Consider the following 15,345-nt stretch of genomic DNA (forward strand, 5'->3'; position numbering starts at 1 on the left):
GGGCCGGTGTCGGCTGCGCGACCGGCAGCGCCTGGATCGCCTGCAGCACGCCGGCGAGCGCCGCGGGCGTCTGGGCGGACGCCGCCGGTACGCCGGCCAGCGCGCTGGTGGCGTTCACGAGTCCGACGGTGACCAGCGGCAGGCCGGCTTCCGCGGCTACCGTGGCCAGGCGCAGCGGCTGGCCGGCGGGCGCCTGGCTGATCGTGGCCGCCACCGTCTCGGCGCGGTTCTGCACGTCGTCGACAATACGGATGACGGGGTCGACGTACAAGGCCAGCAGCGGCTGCAGCGCCACGCCGGTCGCATTCGGCGCCGCCTGCATCACGCGGCCGACACCGATCGCCAGGCTCGCTTCCACCAGGTTGGCCACGTCGGCCGCCAGCATCACCGTGCCGCGGGCCGCGGCGCGGTTGGTCAGCAGGCGGTCCTGGTTGTTCACGGCGCCCTGCACCAGGACGCTGACCGAGGTCGCGGCGCCGGATGCGCCGGTGCGCGCCACTTCGGCGGCAACTGCCTGGGCCACCCGGCCATAGGCGGCGGTCGCGTCGGCCTCGGCAGCGGCCTTCTCGGTGCGCGCCATGACTTCCATGGCTTTCTGCAGAGCGACCATCTTCTGGATCAGGGTCGGCTCGGTGGCTGCCAGCGTCAGCGGGTCCTTGTCGAGCACCATCACCGAGGACAGGCCGAACACGCGCGCTACGGTCTCGCGCGCTTGTGCCACGTTCGACGCGGCGTTCGAAGCGAGCATGGCTTCGACGATCGTCGTCAGGGGCGTGACGGTCACCGACGGCTTGCTGGCCGCATCTTCGACGATCGCGCTCATTGTGTAGGTGAACGGAAGGCCAGTCGAGGTATCCGTGCCGCCGCCTACCCGCAGGCGCTGGCCATTGACCTGGGCGATGCTTGCGGCTGCCGTCAGGCTGAACTTGCCGCCAGCGTCAGTGACCGCAGATGGCTCGCCGTTGTCGCGCTGGCCGTTATTGTTCTGGTCGAGCCAAACTGTCGAACCGCTCAGGTAGCCGTCGACGACGATGCCGGTCAATACCGTGCTCGGCGCCGGCGGCTGGGCAATCGGGCCGGGAGCGGGCGGCGGCGCCGAATCGCCTCCACCGCCGCCGCAGCCCCCGAGAGCAAAGGCGATGGTCAGGGCAAGGGTGGAGCGTTGTGGCAGGGTCGTTTTGGACATGGCATTCGTCTTTCAGTGCTGGGCATTGGTACGCCGGCGACGTCCGGCAGGCGCAGAAACACGTGTGACATGCCTCCATCCCGATCGAGCAGGACGGAACAAGCCCTGTTGCGCGGAGCGACATGGGTCTCTTCAGGTCGTTAGGTTCTCTCACCTGCGCAGTTTGTCTTTTTTTGTAACCGGCGCGCAGTCTCGCGAGACTAAGTCAGGCCTTGCAAATTAGCAATGCCTCTACGGAGAATGTACCTGAACGGCAACAAAGTTATTCCACCAGCATAAGTGCTGCCGAAATTTCGCTGCAAGTGAAGGGATGTTGGTGGAGGCCGGGATGGGCAGCAGGCCATGAAGGCGAACACCAGCAGGCCGGCCAGCGCCGGCGCCGCCTGTTCCCGGCAGCGTCGCGATCGCGCGGCGACCCTGGCAGTCTGGCGAATCGGCGCCGCCCGCGGGACGGCGCACGCCCTGCGCCTGATCCGTATCGTATTTCGGATCAGGCGCAGGGGGAACGCTCAGGGAGCGGTGGCGGTGCGGTAGACGGGGTAAAGGTTGTGGCGCTCGTCCCACGAAGCATGGCGCTTGTAGAAGAAGTCCAGGCGCGCATGCGGGTTCTTGGCGAAGGCCGGGTCGGTGTCGACGCGGCGCTTGAATTCGGCGGCCAGCGCCGGGTCGGCGGCCATCTGCTCGCGCGCCACGTCCTCGGCCACGTATTCTTCCATGTACTCCTTGCGCTCGTAGGCGTTGTTGAAGTAGCCCCAGGCCAGCAGCGAGTCCGGCGCCTGCGGCTCCAGCATCGCCACCACCAGGCGCGCCTTCGGCTGGTTCACCGGCACGTACAGCGAACCTGCCAGTACGGCGCGCGCCTCGGCCTTCCAGTTGCCGTCGACGCTCAAGCGCTGGTGCGATTCCAGCGAAGTGGCGCCGAACGTCGCCTTGTCGGCGCGGAAGGTTTCGACGCTCGCCTGGGCGATCGCCTTGTCCAGCTTGCGGAAGCCGATGCCGTGCTGGGTCAGCTTCCTGGCCACGATGTCGGCCCAGGCGGCCGGCACGATATAGCCCGCGCGCGGTGCGCTGACCACGCGGTCCGGCACCACTTCCTCGCGCAGCGGCACGCGCCATACCTGCGGCTTGCTTTCGTCGTAACGGGTCATCAGCATGCCCGACACCTCGGACGGGGTGCGGGTGTATTCATAGCCCTGGAAGTCGACCATCTCGGTCTTGTCGGTGGTGCGGTAGGTCAGCGCGACCGGGGCGCCGGCCAGCTGGGCGGCGCGGGCGTCCGCGGCCTGGGCGGCCTGCTGCCAGGCCTTGCCGTTCTGCGCGACCTGCTCGAGCACCGAGATCACCGTGTTGTGGGTCACGCGCACGCGAGTCGGGTAATCCTTCCACGAATGGGTCTCGACCAGCATCGCCATGCGGTTACGCAGCGGGAAGTAGCCGGTCGAGAAGCGCGGGTCCGAGACGCTGTCGATGAAGCCCGATTGCGGGTCGTCGGTCTTGGCGAATGACATGTAGTAGGACTGCGGCATCGAGCCCTGCTTGGCGATGTCGGCGATGACCTTGCTGCGCAGGGCCAGGCCGGCCTTGCGGAATTCCGGATCGCCCGAATAGACCGGCTCGACCTGGATCGAGACGTCGTGCTGGAACTTGGCGCCGTCGGTCACGTGCAGGTCGACGTAGGTCAGCGGGTCCCAGGCGTTGACCAGCTTGAGCATGGCCTGCATCTCGGGTGCGTCGGCCTTCACGTAGTCGCGGTTGAGGTTGTAGTTCTGGGCGGTGGTGCGCCAGCCCATCTCGACCGGGCCGCGCTGGTTCGGGCGGTTCCACTTGCCGAAGCGCTCATGACCGTCGACGTTGAATACCGGAACGAACAGCAGGACCTGCTTGTCCAATGCACCCTTGGCCAGTTTGTTGTTCAAGGTTTCGCGCAGGGCCAGGAAGCCGGCGTCCTTGCCGTCGATCTCGCCGGCATGGATGCCGCCCTGGATCAGGGTCACCGGCAAGCCCTGCTTTTTCGCCGCCTGCGGCGTGAAGGCGCCGGTGTTCGACACGACCAGCGCCAGCATGGGGCGGTTCTCCGGCGTGCGGCCGAACTCGATGCACTTCACCTGCTTCGGATAGGCTTTTTGAAAGCCAGCACACAGTTCCATGACTTCATCGTAGCGGCCGGTGGACTGGAAGCCGGAGCGCTCCGACACGGTGCTCAGGTCGGGGGCGGCATGGGCGAAGGGAACGGCAGCCAGCAGGGCCAGCAGCAGGGCGGAACGGATCATCAGGAAACTCCACAATCAAGCGGGTGACAAAGCCGACGATTATAGACCTGTTTCCAGAATGAAAAGAGCCCGGCAGCAGTGCTGGCCGGGCTCTTTTTGCGCGCGCAGCTTACTGCCGCGGCTTCGTGTAGATCGAGATTTCCTTGGCCGGATGGCGCACGATCTCCATCGGCACCTGGCGCGCGCGGCTGGCCGGCGGGCAGGTGCCGGTCTCGCGGTAGGTCAGCGCCGCGGCCAGCAGGCCTTCGCTGCGGTCGCCGAGCGGACGCGACAGGTCATCGGCCACCTGGCAGGTCGGCGCCAGGCCGTCCGAGAAGTCGCCGAAGCCCTTGTTGTTCACGCCCTTGAACTCGATCGAGAAGTAGGTGGTGCCGCAGTTCGGCACCGGCGTGAAGCCGTAGGGCTTGCCGCAGGTTGTGCTGCCGATCACGTCGACCTGGACGTCGGCGCCGCGCAGGCCGTTAATCACGGCTTCGCTGGCCGAGCAGGTGCCCGAGGTGGTCAGGACGGTGACGCGCTTCAGGCCCAGGTAAGGCAGCGGCGTGCCCGCGCGCACCGGATTCGGCGAGCTGAAGCCGTAGGCCGTGTTGCGGAACGGGATGGCCGGCTGCTGCGGCGTCTTGTCGTTGTACTGCGGACGCTCGAAGATCTTGCCGCTGGTCTGCTCGGGGCCGGCGATCATGTAGGAGAGCTCGCTGGCGATGTACAGCAGGCCGCCGCCGTTGTAGCGCATGTCGAGCACCAGGTCGCTCACGGCGGCCTGCTTGAGGGTGGTGAAGGCGTCCACCAGCTCCTTCTCCGACACCTGGTTGTGGGTCTCGAAGCTCAGGTAGCCGACCTTGCCGGCCGGGGTATCGAGCACCTGCACGTGCTTGACCGGATCGATGCGCACCTCCGCGCCAAGCATCGAGACGTCGAAGGTGCTGCCGCTGCGCTGCAGGGTGAACTGGTGCGCCACGCCGGCCGTCTCTGGGAACAGGCCGGCATTGATCCTGTTGACCTGGTCGGCGGTGCCGCCGTTGACGAAGTCCACGCCGTCCACCCTGAGCAGCATGTCGCCGCGGCGCAGGCCGGCAGCCGCCGCCGGCGAACCCGGTTCCACCATCGCGACCAGCCAGGTGCGCGGGACGGTCGCGCTGTTGCGCTTCCAGGTCACGCCGTAGCCCAGTTCGATTCCGGAGTTTTGCTCCTTTTCCCACTCCTCGGTGGCATAAGTGAAGTGGTACTTGTCCTTCGGCTGGCCCGACGCGGTCAGGGCCGGCGTCTTGAGCACGTTGAAGTAGTCGATCGGGTTGGTGAAATCCGCCATCCGGTAGGTATTCGGGATCTCGTTGTACCAGAGGTAGTACTGGTTCGACCAGGCGCGCAGGAACTTCAGCTCATCGAGCAGCGTGCCCTGGCGGTCCGGGAAGGGCTTGCCTTCGGTGTCCAGGCCGGTGCGCGGCTTGGCGCACAGGTTCCAGTAGGTGCTGAAGGCTTCGCCCAGCAGATTCGGATTGAGGTCTTCCGGCGACGCCCCGCCGGTCGGGGGAGTCGGGTTGGTCGGCGTGGTCGACGGGGGCGGCTGCTGCGAAGTCTGGCCGGCGCCGGGCGAACCACCACCGCCGCCGCATCCGGCGAGGACGAAGGCTGCGGCGCACAGCGACGCGATCAGGCGGGGAGCGGTCGACAAACGACCATGTGCATATGGCAGTCTCATGCAATCGATTATAGACGCGCGAATCAGGCTGGAGTGCAACCAACTGTAACAGTTGGGTCTGATGGACAACAAGAAATGCTAAAGGGAATTTCAGGAAAACAAGACCCGACTTTAGGTCTTGTTCTCCTGTCAAGCGCTGCCCGCTTATGCGGCGCGCGGGGCGCCGGCGGCCGGCGCGTGGAAGGCCGCGACCAGAGCCGCTTCCTTCTGCTTGGCGGCCTTCAGGTGGCGCTCCTTCACGTGGCCGTAACCGCGGATGTCTTCCGGGATGCTGGCGATCGCCACCGCCTGTGCCAGGTTCTCGGCAGTGAGTTGCGGCAGCAGCGCTTCCACGGTCTGGCGGTATTGTCCGATCAGCGCACGCTCGGTGCGGCGCTCGGCGGTGTAGCCGAACACGTCGAACGGGGTAGCGCGCAGGCGTTTCAGCTTGGCCAGCACGCCGAACGCACCCATCATCCACGAACCGTATTCCTTCTTGAGCGCGCGCCCTTCCTTGTCGTGCTTGGCCAGCAGCGGCGGCGCCAGGTGGAATTTCAGCTTGATGTCGCCTTCGAACATGTTGGCGATCTTGGCGCGGAAAACCGGGTCGGTATGCAGGCGGGCGACTTCGTACTCGTCCTTGTAAGCCATCAGCTTGTAGAAGTAGCGCGCCACAGCTTCGGCCAGGCGGCTGCCCTTGCCGAGTTTTGCTTCCTCGGCGCGCACCTGGTCCACGAAAGCCTTGTACTTGGCGGCGTAGGCAGCGTCCTGGTAAGCGGTGAGCAGCTCGACGCGGCGGGCGATGATGTCGTCGAGCGTCTCGCTGCGCTTGAACTCGATCACCTGGGCCGGAGTGGCCAGCTTCTTCACCGAGGCCAGGTCATGGGCGGCCGTGCGGCCCCAGTTGAAGGCGGCTTTGTTGAAGGGCACCGAGACGCCGTTCAGTTCGATCGCCTTGAGCAGCGAGGCCTCAAGCAGCGGCACGCGGCCCTTCTGGAAGGCGTAGCCCAGCATGAACATATTGGTTGCGATCGCATCGCCCATCAGGGCGGTGGCGATCTTGCCGGCGTCGACGAAATCGACGTTGTCGGCGCCGCAGGCCTGCAGGATGGCGCCCTTCGAACCCTCGGCCGGGAACTGCCAGTCCGGGTTCTTCACGAAAGCCGCGGTGGTGGCGCCGGTCGAGTTGACGGCGGCCCAGGTACGGCCTTCGCCCATGCGGGAGAGGGCGTCGCGGGAGGCAGCGACGATCTGGTCGCAGCCGATCACCAGGTCCGCGCTGCCGGTGCCCACGCGGGTCGAGTGCAGGTCGGCCTGATGTTCGGCCAGGCGCACGTGCGACATCACCGGGCCGCCCTTCTGGGCCAGGCCGGACTGGTCGAGCACCACGGCGCCCTTGCCTTCCACGTGGGCCGCCACCGCCAGGATCTGGCCGACGGTGACCACGCCGGTGCCGCCGACGCCGGCGATCAGGATGCCGAAGGGTTCGGCCACCGACGGGATGGCTGGCATCGGCAGTGCCGGCGGCGCGGCTTCAGACGTTGCCGCTTTCTTGGGCTTCTTCAGGCCGCCGCCTTCGACGGTGACGAAGCTCGGGCAGAAGCCGGAGACGCACGAAAAATCCTTGTTGCACGAGGACTGGTTGATCTGGCGCTTGCGGCCCAGTTCCGTTTCCAGCGGCTCGACCGACAGGCAGTTCGACTGCACCGAGCAGTCGCCGCAGCCTTCGCAGACGGCTTCGTTGATGACGGCGCGCTTGGCCGGGTCGGGGAACTCGCCTTTTTTCCGGCGGCGGCGCTTCTCGGAGGCGCAGGTCTGGTCGTAGATGACGGCGGACACGCCCGGCATCTCGCGCAGTTCCTTCTGCACGTCCATCAGTTCGGAACGGTGGCGCACGGTGACGCCTTCGGCCCAGGCGTAGTCGTCCGGGTACTTTTCCGGCTCGTCGGTGACGACGATGATCGGGCGCACGCCTTCGGCAGCGATCTGGCGCGTGATCATGCCCGGGTCGAGCGGGCCGTCGACGTTCTGGCCGCCGGTCATCGCGACCGCGTCGTTGTACAGGATCTTGTAGGTGATGTTGACCTTCGCCGCCACCGCCGCGCGGATCGCCAGGATACCCGAGTGGAAATAGGTGCCGTCGCCCAGGTTCACGAACACGTGCTTTTCGTCGGTGAACGGGGACTGACCGATCCAGGTCGTGCCCTCGGCGCCCATGTGGGTGAAGGTGGAGGTTTCGCGATCCATCCACAGCACCATGTAGTGGCAGCCGATGCCGGCCATGGCGCGCGAGCCTTCCGGCACCTTGGTCGAGGAATTGTGCGGGCATCCCGAGCAGAAGTAAGGGATGCGGTCGGTTTCCGGATTGGCCTTGGCCGGGATCGACTTCAGCACCAGTTCCTTGTTCTCCAGGTAGGCGATGCGCTCCTTCACGCGCTGCTCGACCGGGTGGCCGGCGCAGTAGTGCGAGATGCGCGAGGCGATGGCACGCGCGATCTGGGCCGGGTTCAGCTCGTAGGTGGCCGGCAGCAGCCAGTCGCCGTGGCCCATGCGGTCCTTGTTGCTCCATTCGCCGGTGTCGTCGAACTTGCCGACCACGCGCGGACGCTCGCCGTCCGGCAGGTTGTACAGGGCTTCCTTGAGGGCGTATTCCATCACCTGGCGCTTCTCTTCCACCACCAGGATCTCGTCCAGGCCGCGTGCGAACTCGTGCACGCCTTCGGATTCGAGCGGCCAGGTCATGCCGACCTTGTACAGGCGCAGGCCGATATCGGCGGCCGCCTGCTCGTCGATGCCGAGGTCGGCCAGGGCCTGGCGGGTGTCGACATAGCTCTTGCCGGCGGTGATGATGCCGATCTTCGGCTTCTTGCTGTCCCAGATGATGCGATTGAGCTTGTTGGCGCGCGCATAGGCCAGCGCGGCATACCACTTGAAGTTGCTCATGCGGACTTCCTGGTCCAGCACGGCGTCCGGCCAGCGGATGTTCAGGCCGCCCGGCGGCAGTTCGAAGTCGGTGGGGGTGACGATCTGCACGCGGTCCGGGTCCAGGTCGACCACGGCGCCCGACTCGATGATGTCGGTGACGCACTTCATCGACACCCACAGGCCGGTGTAGCGGCTCATGGCCCAGGCGTGCAGGCCGAAGTCCAGGTATTCCTGCACCGACGAGGGGTACAGGACCGGGATGCCGCAGTGGGTCAGGATGTGGTCGGACTGGTGCGCGGTGGACGAGGATTTTGCCGCATGGTCGTCGCCGGCCAGCACCAGCACGCCGCCGTGCTTCGAGGAACCCGCGTTGTTACCGTGTTTAAAAACGTCGCCGCAGCGGTCCACGCCCGGGCCTTTGCCGTACCACATGGCGAAGACGCCGTCGTACTTCGCGTCCTTGTACAGGTTGGTCTGCTGGGTGCCCCAGACGGCAGTCGCCGCCAGGTCTTCGTTCATGCCCGGGTGGAACTTGACGTGGTGGGCGTCGAGGTGCTTCTTCGCCTTCATCGCAGTCTGGTCGACGGCGGTGACCGGCGAACCGCGGTAGCCGGTGATGTAGCCGGCGGTGTTCAGGCCAGCCTTCTGGTCGCGCTCGCGCTGGAGCATCGGCAGGCGGACCAGGGCCTGGGTGCCGGTCATGAACGCACGGCCGCGTTCGAGCGTCCACTTGTCGTCGAGGGTGATGTCGTGCTGCGGCAGCGCCAGGTTGGCGCGCGCCAGGGGTGCGTTCATGCGGTGTCTCCGTTAATGTCGCCAGGATGCGGGGCGCGCTGCGGCTCTTGGTGGCCATCTGGACGCGCGGGGCCGGGTTCTGCCAGCCTGATCCATCATGCGCACAGTATATTCCCGGCCCTCCGGCATTAAATTCCAAACAATTCCCCCCGCCAGATGATTTGCGCAATAAAATTGCCGGGTTCGCGAATCCACCGAGGAAAACATGTCAAAAATCGAGCTCGACAAGACCGACCGCAAGATCCTGTCCGTACTGCAGACCGATGGCCGCCTGTCGAATCAGGACGTGGCCGAGCGCGTCAACCTGTCCCCTTCCCCCTGCCTGCGCCGCATCAAGCGCCTGGAAGAAGCGGGCGTGATCCGCCAGTACGTGGCCCTCGTCGATCCGGACAAGATCGGGCTTGGGCTGCTGGCCTATGTGAACGTACGCCTGGAAAAGCACAGCGAAGTGGCGGGCGGCGCGCGTGGCGCCCCGGGCCTGCCGGCGACCTCGCCGCGCAACGATTTCGCGATCTCGGTGGGGACCTGGCCGGAGGTGGTGGCCTGCTATGCGATGACGGGGGAGATGGATTTCCTGCTGCGCGTGCACGTGGAAGACATGGACCACTTCTCGCGCTTCATGATGGGGACACTGCTCAAGCATCCGGCGGTGCTGGATGTGAAGTCGAGTTTTGCGCTGCAGAGGATCAAAGAAACCACCGCACTGCCCGTTGCCGGGTAATGTAGGGTGGGCGGGTTTCCCGCCCACGCGGTGATAGTTGACTGTCAAATGCCTGCGTCATCTCCAGCACTGTTTGAACGCGTGGGCAGGAAACCTGCCCACCCTACGAAAGACAAGTCTGTCACTTCTTGGGCGTCAGCCATTTCACCGCCGCCCGGGCATTCGCCTTCACGGTGTAATCGATCACCGCCCACTGCTCCTCCAGCGCCTCCGCCATCACGCTCGCCGGGCTCGGCGGCGGCAGCTGCAGGTAGGCATCCGCCTCGCCGTACTCGCGCTTGATTTCCATGCCAGCCTTCTTGGCGATGTGCATCATGGTCTGGTTCGAGGTCAGGCACTGCATGTACAGGGTATCCACGTCCGCATTGCGGCAGTGGATCGCTGCGCGCTGGAACAGTCGCGAGCCGACGCCCTGCCCGCGCGCCGACTTCGAGACGGACACGCCGAACTCGGCCACCCGTTCCTTTTGCGTCGGCTTGCCCTCGCCGGCCTTGGCGAAGGCCAGGTGCCCCACGCCCACCAGCTGGAACACGCGGTTCACCACGCCGAACACGATGTCGTGCCTGAAATCGAGCTTCTCGACGTACTTGGTAATGGCATCGTCCGGGATGACGCTGCCGAAGCGCAGCAGGCGATCCTTGTCGTCCAGCGCCAGGAAGTGGCGCAGGATGCGGCGGCGGTCGCGTTCGCCCAGTTCCTTGACGAGCACAGTCGGGCGGCCGTCCTTGCGGCGGCCGCCCAGGCCCTTCAGCCAACGGAACAGGGAATTGTCCAGCATGTCCAACATCCTTACTTTGTGCAGTGCAGCATACGTCGGATTGTAACGGATTCTGCTATTGCTTGCCGTCCTGTCCCGGAACGATCCACTGCGATGAAGGACTGACAACGAACACACCCTTGCCCGCCTGCTTGGCCTCGTACATGGCCTTGTCGGCCTCGGCCAGCAGCGCTGCCGAGCCGCGCGCCGCGCCCAGCGAACCGCGCGCGCTCGAGATGCCGATGCTGGCCGAAATCCGGACCGGATTGCCGTCCGCCTCGGTGACCGACTTGATCTGGTCGAGCGCCAGCTGGGCCACGCGCAGCGCGCCTTCGCGCGAGGCGACCTCTTCCAGCATGATGACGAACTCGTCGCCGCCCAGGCGCGCCAGCGCGTCCTCGGCGCGCAGCTTTTCCTGCACCCGGCGCGCGACCATCTGCAGCACCAGATCACCGGTGGCGTGGCCGTAGGTGTCGTTCACGGCCTTGAAGCCGTCCAGGTCGATGAACATGACGACCACCACCGAATCGCGGCGGGTGGCGCGGGCCAGCGCGCGCTCGAGCAGGCGGGTCAGCTGGCGGTAGTTGATCAGGCCCGTCAGGCTGTCGTGCTGGGCCAGGCGCTCGAGCTGCTTCGACTGGGATTCCAGCTCGGCGGTGCGTTCGGCCACGCGGTGCTCGAGGTTCTCGTTGGCCGCCTGCAGCCGGTGGTTGACCTCGCCGATGATGCGGTAACTGCGCCGCAGCCGCATGCCGGCGTAGGCCAGCAGCATCAGGAGGATGGCCGAATAGGCGAACAGGTATCTGCGGTAGCGCTCGCGCACCGCCAGCTTGGCGTCGAAGGAGCGGTCGAATTCGCGGCCCAGGCGGTCGAGCGCGGCGCTCACGCCGGAGGCGGCGATCTGGGCTTCCAGGCGGTTTTCCAGCGGGCGCTTTTCCAGGATCACGCGCGCGGCCTTGATGATGGCGTCCATCTTCTCGACCACGGCGGGCGAGAAGGCGATCTCCTGGGCCGCGATGTCGCCCAGGATCTCGTCGATGCGCGCCGCCAGCGCCGGACGGGGCGCGACGTTGTAGCGCAGGATCTCGCTCAACAGGTCGTTCAGGGAAGCGTCCAGCCGGACCACCAGGCGCGCCGGCGCCAGCGCGCCCTCGATGCCGCCCAGCTCGGTCTTGAGGTCGGCCACGGCCGGCGGCAGGAAGCTCAATGCCTCGCGCAGCGGCGGGTTGTGGCGCGCGAACTGGGCGGTGATCAGCTCCTTGCGCTGCAGGGCGTCGCGCAGCTGGGTGTAGGCGGTGTTCACGGCCGGGCTGGCGGCTTCAGGCAGCGCCTCGCCGAGGCGCTGCTGCAGTTCGCGCATGCGCGGCAGCTGGGTGGTCAATTGCGCAGTGGCTGGTGCACGGCCGATATGGGCGCGCAGGATATTGGCATCCCATTCGGCGTCGAGCTTTTCCAGCTCGCGCAGGTTGAGCATCACGTCGTTGCGCACCTCGGGATCGGTCGCTTCCGAGCGGATATAGAAAAAGGCGAGCAGCAAGGCCAGCACCAGCACCGCCAGGCCGGCGAGTTGCAGGCGGCGACGCGGTTTCAAGCTCGCTACGCGCTGCGCCAGCACGCCAACCATCTTGTCCTCCGTTACATCATGTTGTTATCCGGAGAGCATAGCAAAAGCTTGCGGAACAGTCGTGCACCGTAGATGTTCTACGCTTCCCTTAACGCCGCTTTCACGGCCGAGACCCGCGCCGCGTGCACCGCTTCAGGAATCCTGTCGCGTTTTTCGGCATAGCGCGCCGCGACCTCGCCGGCGTTCACGGCGCGGGCCGCCTCCAGCGCGCGCAGCAGATACGGCCGCTGCGGATAGTCCTCGAAGCGCAGCGGGTGCTCCTCATGCCCGCGTCCGCGCGCATCGCATTCCGAGGCCAGCAGCATCTGGGCGAAGCGTTCCGGCTTGCGGAAGGCGTCGCAGCGCTCGAACAGGGTGACGATGGTGTTGGCCCGCAGCTGCAGGGCGCGGCTGACGTTGCCGTGCTCGCGCGCCGTCATCAGGGCCAGGTCGCGGCATTCGTTGGGCACTTTCAGGCGCTTGCACACGGCCGTGACCAGTTTCATGCCCTCGAATTCGTGGCCGTGGTGGGCCGGCCAGGTTTCGCTTGGCGAGACGCCCTTGCCCAGGTCGTGCACCAGGGCGGCGAAGCGCACCTCGAGCGGGTGCTTCTGCGAGGCCGCATAGTCGATCACCAGCATGATGTGCACGCCGGTGTCGACTTCCGGATGGTGCAGCGGCGGCTGCGGCACGCCCCACAGGACGTCGAGTTCGGGCAGGATGCGGGCCAGTGCCCCGCAGTCGCGCAGCACGTCGAACATGCGCGACGGACGTTCTTCCATCAGCCCGCGCGAGAGCTCCTGCCAGACCCGCTCGGGCACCAGGGCGTCGACCTCCCCCGCTTCGACCATGCTGCGCATCAGCGCGAGGGTGGAATCGTGGACGCGGAAGTCCGGAAAGCGCGCGGCGAAGCGCGCCAGGCGCAGGATGCGCACTGGGTCTTCGGCGAAGGCGTTTGAAACGTGGCGGAAGATGCGCTCCTCTAGGTCCGCCTGACCGTTGTAGGGGTCGACGATACTGCCGTCGTCGGCGCGCGCCATGGCATTGATGGTCAGGTCGCGCCGCACCAGGTCGTCTTCCAGGGTGACGTCGGGCGAAGTGTGGAACACGAAGCCGTGGTAGCCCGGCGCGGTCTTGCGCTCGGTGCGTGCCAGCGCGTATTCCTCGTGCGTGTCGGGATGCAGGAAAACCGGGAAATCCTTGCCGACCGGGCGGAAACCCAGCTCCAGCATCTGCTGCGGGGTGGCGCCGACCACCACGTGGTCGCGGTCGGTGACGGGACGCCCCAGCAGCTCGTCGCGCACCGCCCCGCCCACCACATAGCTGCGCATCGTCATTCCTGCGGCAGGTCGAGGTCGTGCTGCGGGGTCGGATCGATCTCGCGCATCGCTTCGTCGACCCAGCGCGCCACCGCCGGGTGGGCCAGCACGCGCTCGCAATAGGCCTGCAGCGCCGGCGCCAGCGCCACGCCATAGGTCTTGAAGCGGCACACCACCGGGGCGTAGAAGGCGTCGGCGATGGAGAAGTCGCCGAACAGGAAGCTGTGGTGGCCGAAGCGCGACAGGCAGTCTTCCCAGATCTCGCAGATGCGGCCGATGTCGGCCTGGGCGCCCGGGGTGCGGCCGCGTCCCGGCAGGCGCGCCTGGATGTTCATCGACATCGCGCTGCGCAGTTCGGAAAAGCCCGAGTGCATCTCGGCCACGATCGAGCGCGCCATGGCGCGCGCGGCGACGTCCTGCGGCCACATGTGCTTGTCCGGGAACTGCTCGGCCAGGTATTCGACGATGGCCAGGCTGTCCCAGATCGTCATTTCGCCGGCCAGCAGCACCGGCACCCGGCCCGCGTGCGAATAACGCGCGATATTGGTGGCGGTGTCGGGCTTGTCCAGCAGGACGCGGATCTCGGTAAACGGAATTCCGAACGCCACCGCGGCCACCCAGGGCCGCATCGACCACGACGACACGTTCTTGTTACCGATGACGAGGGTCAGGCCCGGCTGGCGGGCTGCCTCGAGGGTGGAAGACAGGGTCGGGTCGAGTTCGATGGTCTGCATGGTGTCCTGTAGTGAGTCGGTATGAGAAATCAGCGGCCTGCGTGCTCGCGGTAGTGATCCAGACTACTTTCCGGCGCCAGGTAGTGCGGCGCGGCGGCTTCGAGCGACGTCAGCTTGATTCCGAGCGCCTCCGCTGTCAAGGCTCGCGTTAGCGGATCGACCACATTATCCACCTTCATGGAATCGAGCGTGTCACGGCTGATCATCGGGTCGCCCGGCATCAGCTCGAACAGCCTGGCTTCCAGGCGCGCGGCCCAGTCGGGCAGCGCCAGCACCTGGCGTTCATGGCCGGCGTAGCGCCCGGCCAGGTGCACCAGCTCGGCCAGGGTGTACACCTGGGGGCCGCCGAGCTCGATGACGGCGCCGCGCGTGCGCGGTTCGCGCAGCGCCACGGCGAAGGCGGCGGCCACGTCTTCCACGTACACCGGCTGCAGGCGCCACTGCGCACAGGCCAGCGGCAGCACCGGGAAACGGCGCTGCAGCTTGGCGAAGAACGTGAGGAAATGGTCGCCCGGCCCGAACACGATCGAGGGACGGAAGATGGTGGCGGCGACATTCGGCTCGCTGCGCGCGGCCAGTTCGCCGTCGGCCTTGGAGCGCTGGTACATCGAGGCGCCCGTGTGGCTGGCGCCGAGGGCGCTCATGTGCAGGTAGCGCGGCACGCCCAGCTCGGCGCAGGCCCGGACGATGCGGCGCGGCAGCTCCACGTGCAGCTGCCGGAATACCGGACCGTAGGGATCGCCATGACCGCCGTGCAGCACGCCGACCAGGTTGATGACGGCATCGTGCCCGGCCACCAGGCGGCGCAGCGTGGCGTCGTCGTGGATGTCGGCCACCTCCAGGTCGAGGTAGGGCAAGGTGGTGAGCTGCTTGGCGGTTTCGTAGTGGCGCGCGGGGACCAGCGTGCCGACGCCGTCCGCCGCCAGGCGCGCCAGCAGGTGGCCGCCGATGAAACCCGTCCCGCCGATGACCACCACGTTCGCATCGTGCATGGCCGCCTGCTAGCAAAAACGTGCACAAAAGTGTGCAGCGTTCTCTTCCTGCCCCGAACCGTCTTGTTGACCGAGCTCGTGCCTGGCAGGCGTGACTTTCCCGCCTCCCGCCGGCACCTGGCCGGCGGCAGTGCCCGGCGTCGTCGCCGGACTCGCCACGGGTAGCGCCGTTGCCGCCGCGAGAGCGCCGGTGGCGAGCCGTTGCAAATTGATGGCCGCGTTGACATCGCGGTCGTGGTACGCGCCGCAGCCGGCGCATGTCCAGGCGCGCTCGCCCAGGGCCAGGGCGGCGTTGCGTTCTCCGCAGCCCGAACAGAGCTTGCTGGACGGATACCAGCGCTCCGCCAGCACGATCAGGGTGCCGT

Annotated in this window: 10 protein-coding genes and 1 pseudogene; 1 reads left to right on the top strand and 10 read right to left on the bottom strand. The window is 66.7% G+C overall.

Annotation, left to right across the window (positions count from 1 at the left end):
• The 4 genes and pseudogenes from B2R83_RS10160 to B2R83_RS10175 all read right to left on the bottom strand — a co-directional run.
• Positions 1–1,186 (bottom strand): annotated as a pseudogene (locus B2R83_RS10160) (hypothetical protein); the annotation flags it as partial.
• Positions 1,187–1,695: 509 nt separating this feature from the next.
• The gene (locus B2R83_RS10165) at positions 1,696–3,456 is read right to left on the bottom strand and encodes a M14 family metallopeptidase (RefSeq protein ID WP_292040716.1); all 1,761 of its coding nucleotides are present in this window, start codon (positions 3,454–3,456) and stop codon (positions 1,696–1,698) included.
• Between the two features lie 109 nt (positions 3,457–3,565).
• Positions 3,566–5,128 carry a S41 family peptidase gene (locus tag B2R83_RS10170; RefSeq protein WP_292040717.1) on the bottom strand — a complete coding sequence of 521 codons (1,563 nt, stop codon included), beginning with the start codon at positions 5,126–5,128 and terminating at the stop codon, positions 3,566–3,568.
• Between the two features lie 171 nt (positions 5,129–5,299).
• Positions 5,300–8,854, bottom strand: coding sequence for an indolepyruvate ferredoxin oxidoreductase family protein (locus B2R83_RS10175; protein ID WP_292040720.1), 3,555 nt, complete (start codon positions 8,852–8,854; stop codon positions 5,300–5,302).
• Between the two features lie 205 nt (positions 8,855–9,059).
• On the opposite strand from B2R83_RS10175, the gene B2R83_RS10180 reads away from it, so the two are divergent.
• The gene (locus B2R83_RS10180; protein ID WP_027868200.1) at positions 9,060–9,575 is read left to right on the top strand and encodes an Lrp/AsnC family transcriptional regulator; all 516 of its coding nucleotides are present in this window, start codon (positions 9,060–9,062) and stop codon (positions 9,573–9,575) included.
• A gap of 121 nt (positions 9,576–9,696) precedes the next feature.
• Here B2R83_RS10180 and B2R83_RS10185 read toward each other — a convergent pair whose 3' ends face one another.
• From B2R83_RS10185 to B2R83_RS10210, 6 genes are all read right to left on the bottom strand, one after another.
• Positions 9,697–10,353, bottom strand: a complete 657-nt coding sequence (locus tag B2R83_RS10185) for a GNAT family N-acetyltransferase (protein WP_036209189.1) — start codon at positions 10,351–10,353, stop codon at positions 9,697–9,699.
• A 55-nt stretch (positions 10,354–10,408) separates the two neighbouring features.
• A complete protein-coding gene (locus B2R83_RS10190) occupies positions 10,409–11,956 on the bottom strand; it encodes a diguanylate cyclase (protein WP_292040725.1) in 1,548 nt (515 codons plus the stop codon).
• 77 nt (positions 11,957–12,033) lie between these two features.
• On the bottom strand, positions 12,034–13,266 hold the full coding sequence (locus B2R83_RS10195) for a multifunctional CCA addition/repair protein (RefSeq protein WP_292040728.1): 1,233 nt from the start codon (positions 13,264–13,266) through the stop codon (positions 12,034–12,036).
• Positions 13,267–13,268: 2 nt separating this feature from the next.
• Positions 13,269–13,988, bottom strand: coding sequence for a glutathione S-transferase family protein (locus B2R83_RS10200; protein ID WP_209589915.1), 720 nt, complete (start codon positions 13,986–13,988; stop codon positions 13,269–13,271).
• A 29-nt stretch (positions 13,989–14,017) separates the two neighbouring features.
• Positions 14,018–14,980: a complex I NDUFA9 subunit family protein gene (locus tag B2R83_RS10205; protein WP_292040734.1), complete on the bottom strand. Its 963-nt coding sequence runs from the start codon at positions 14,978–14,980 to the stop codon at positions 14,018–14,020.
• A 9-nt stretch (positions 14,981–14,989) separates the two neighbouring features.
• A partial coding sequence (locus tag B2R83_RS10210) for a zinc ribbon domain-containing protein (RefSeq protein WP_292040737.1) occupies positions 14,990–15,345 on the bottom strand: 356 nt, incomplete at its 5' end.

It is taken from the genome of Massilia sp. UBA6681, assembly GCF_002454935.1.
GTDB classification, from domain to species: Bacteria; Pseudomonadota; Gammaproteobacteria; order Burkholderiales; family Burkholderiaceae_D; genus Telluria; species Telluria varians.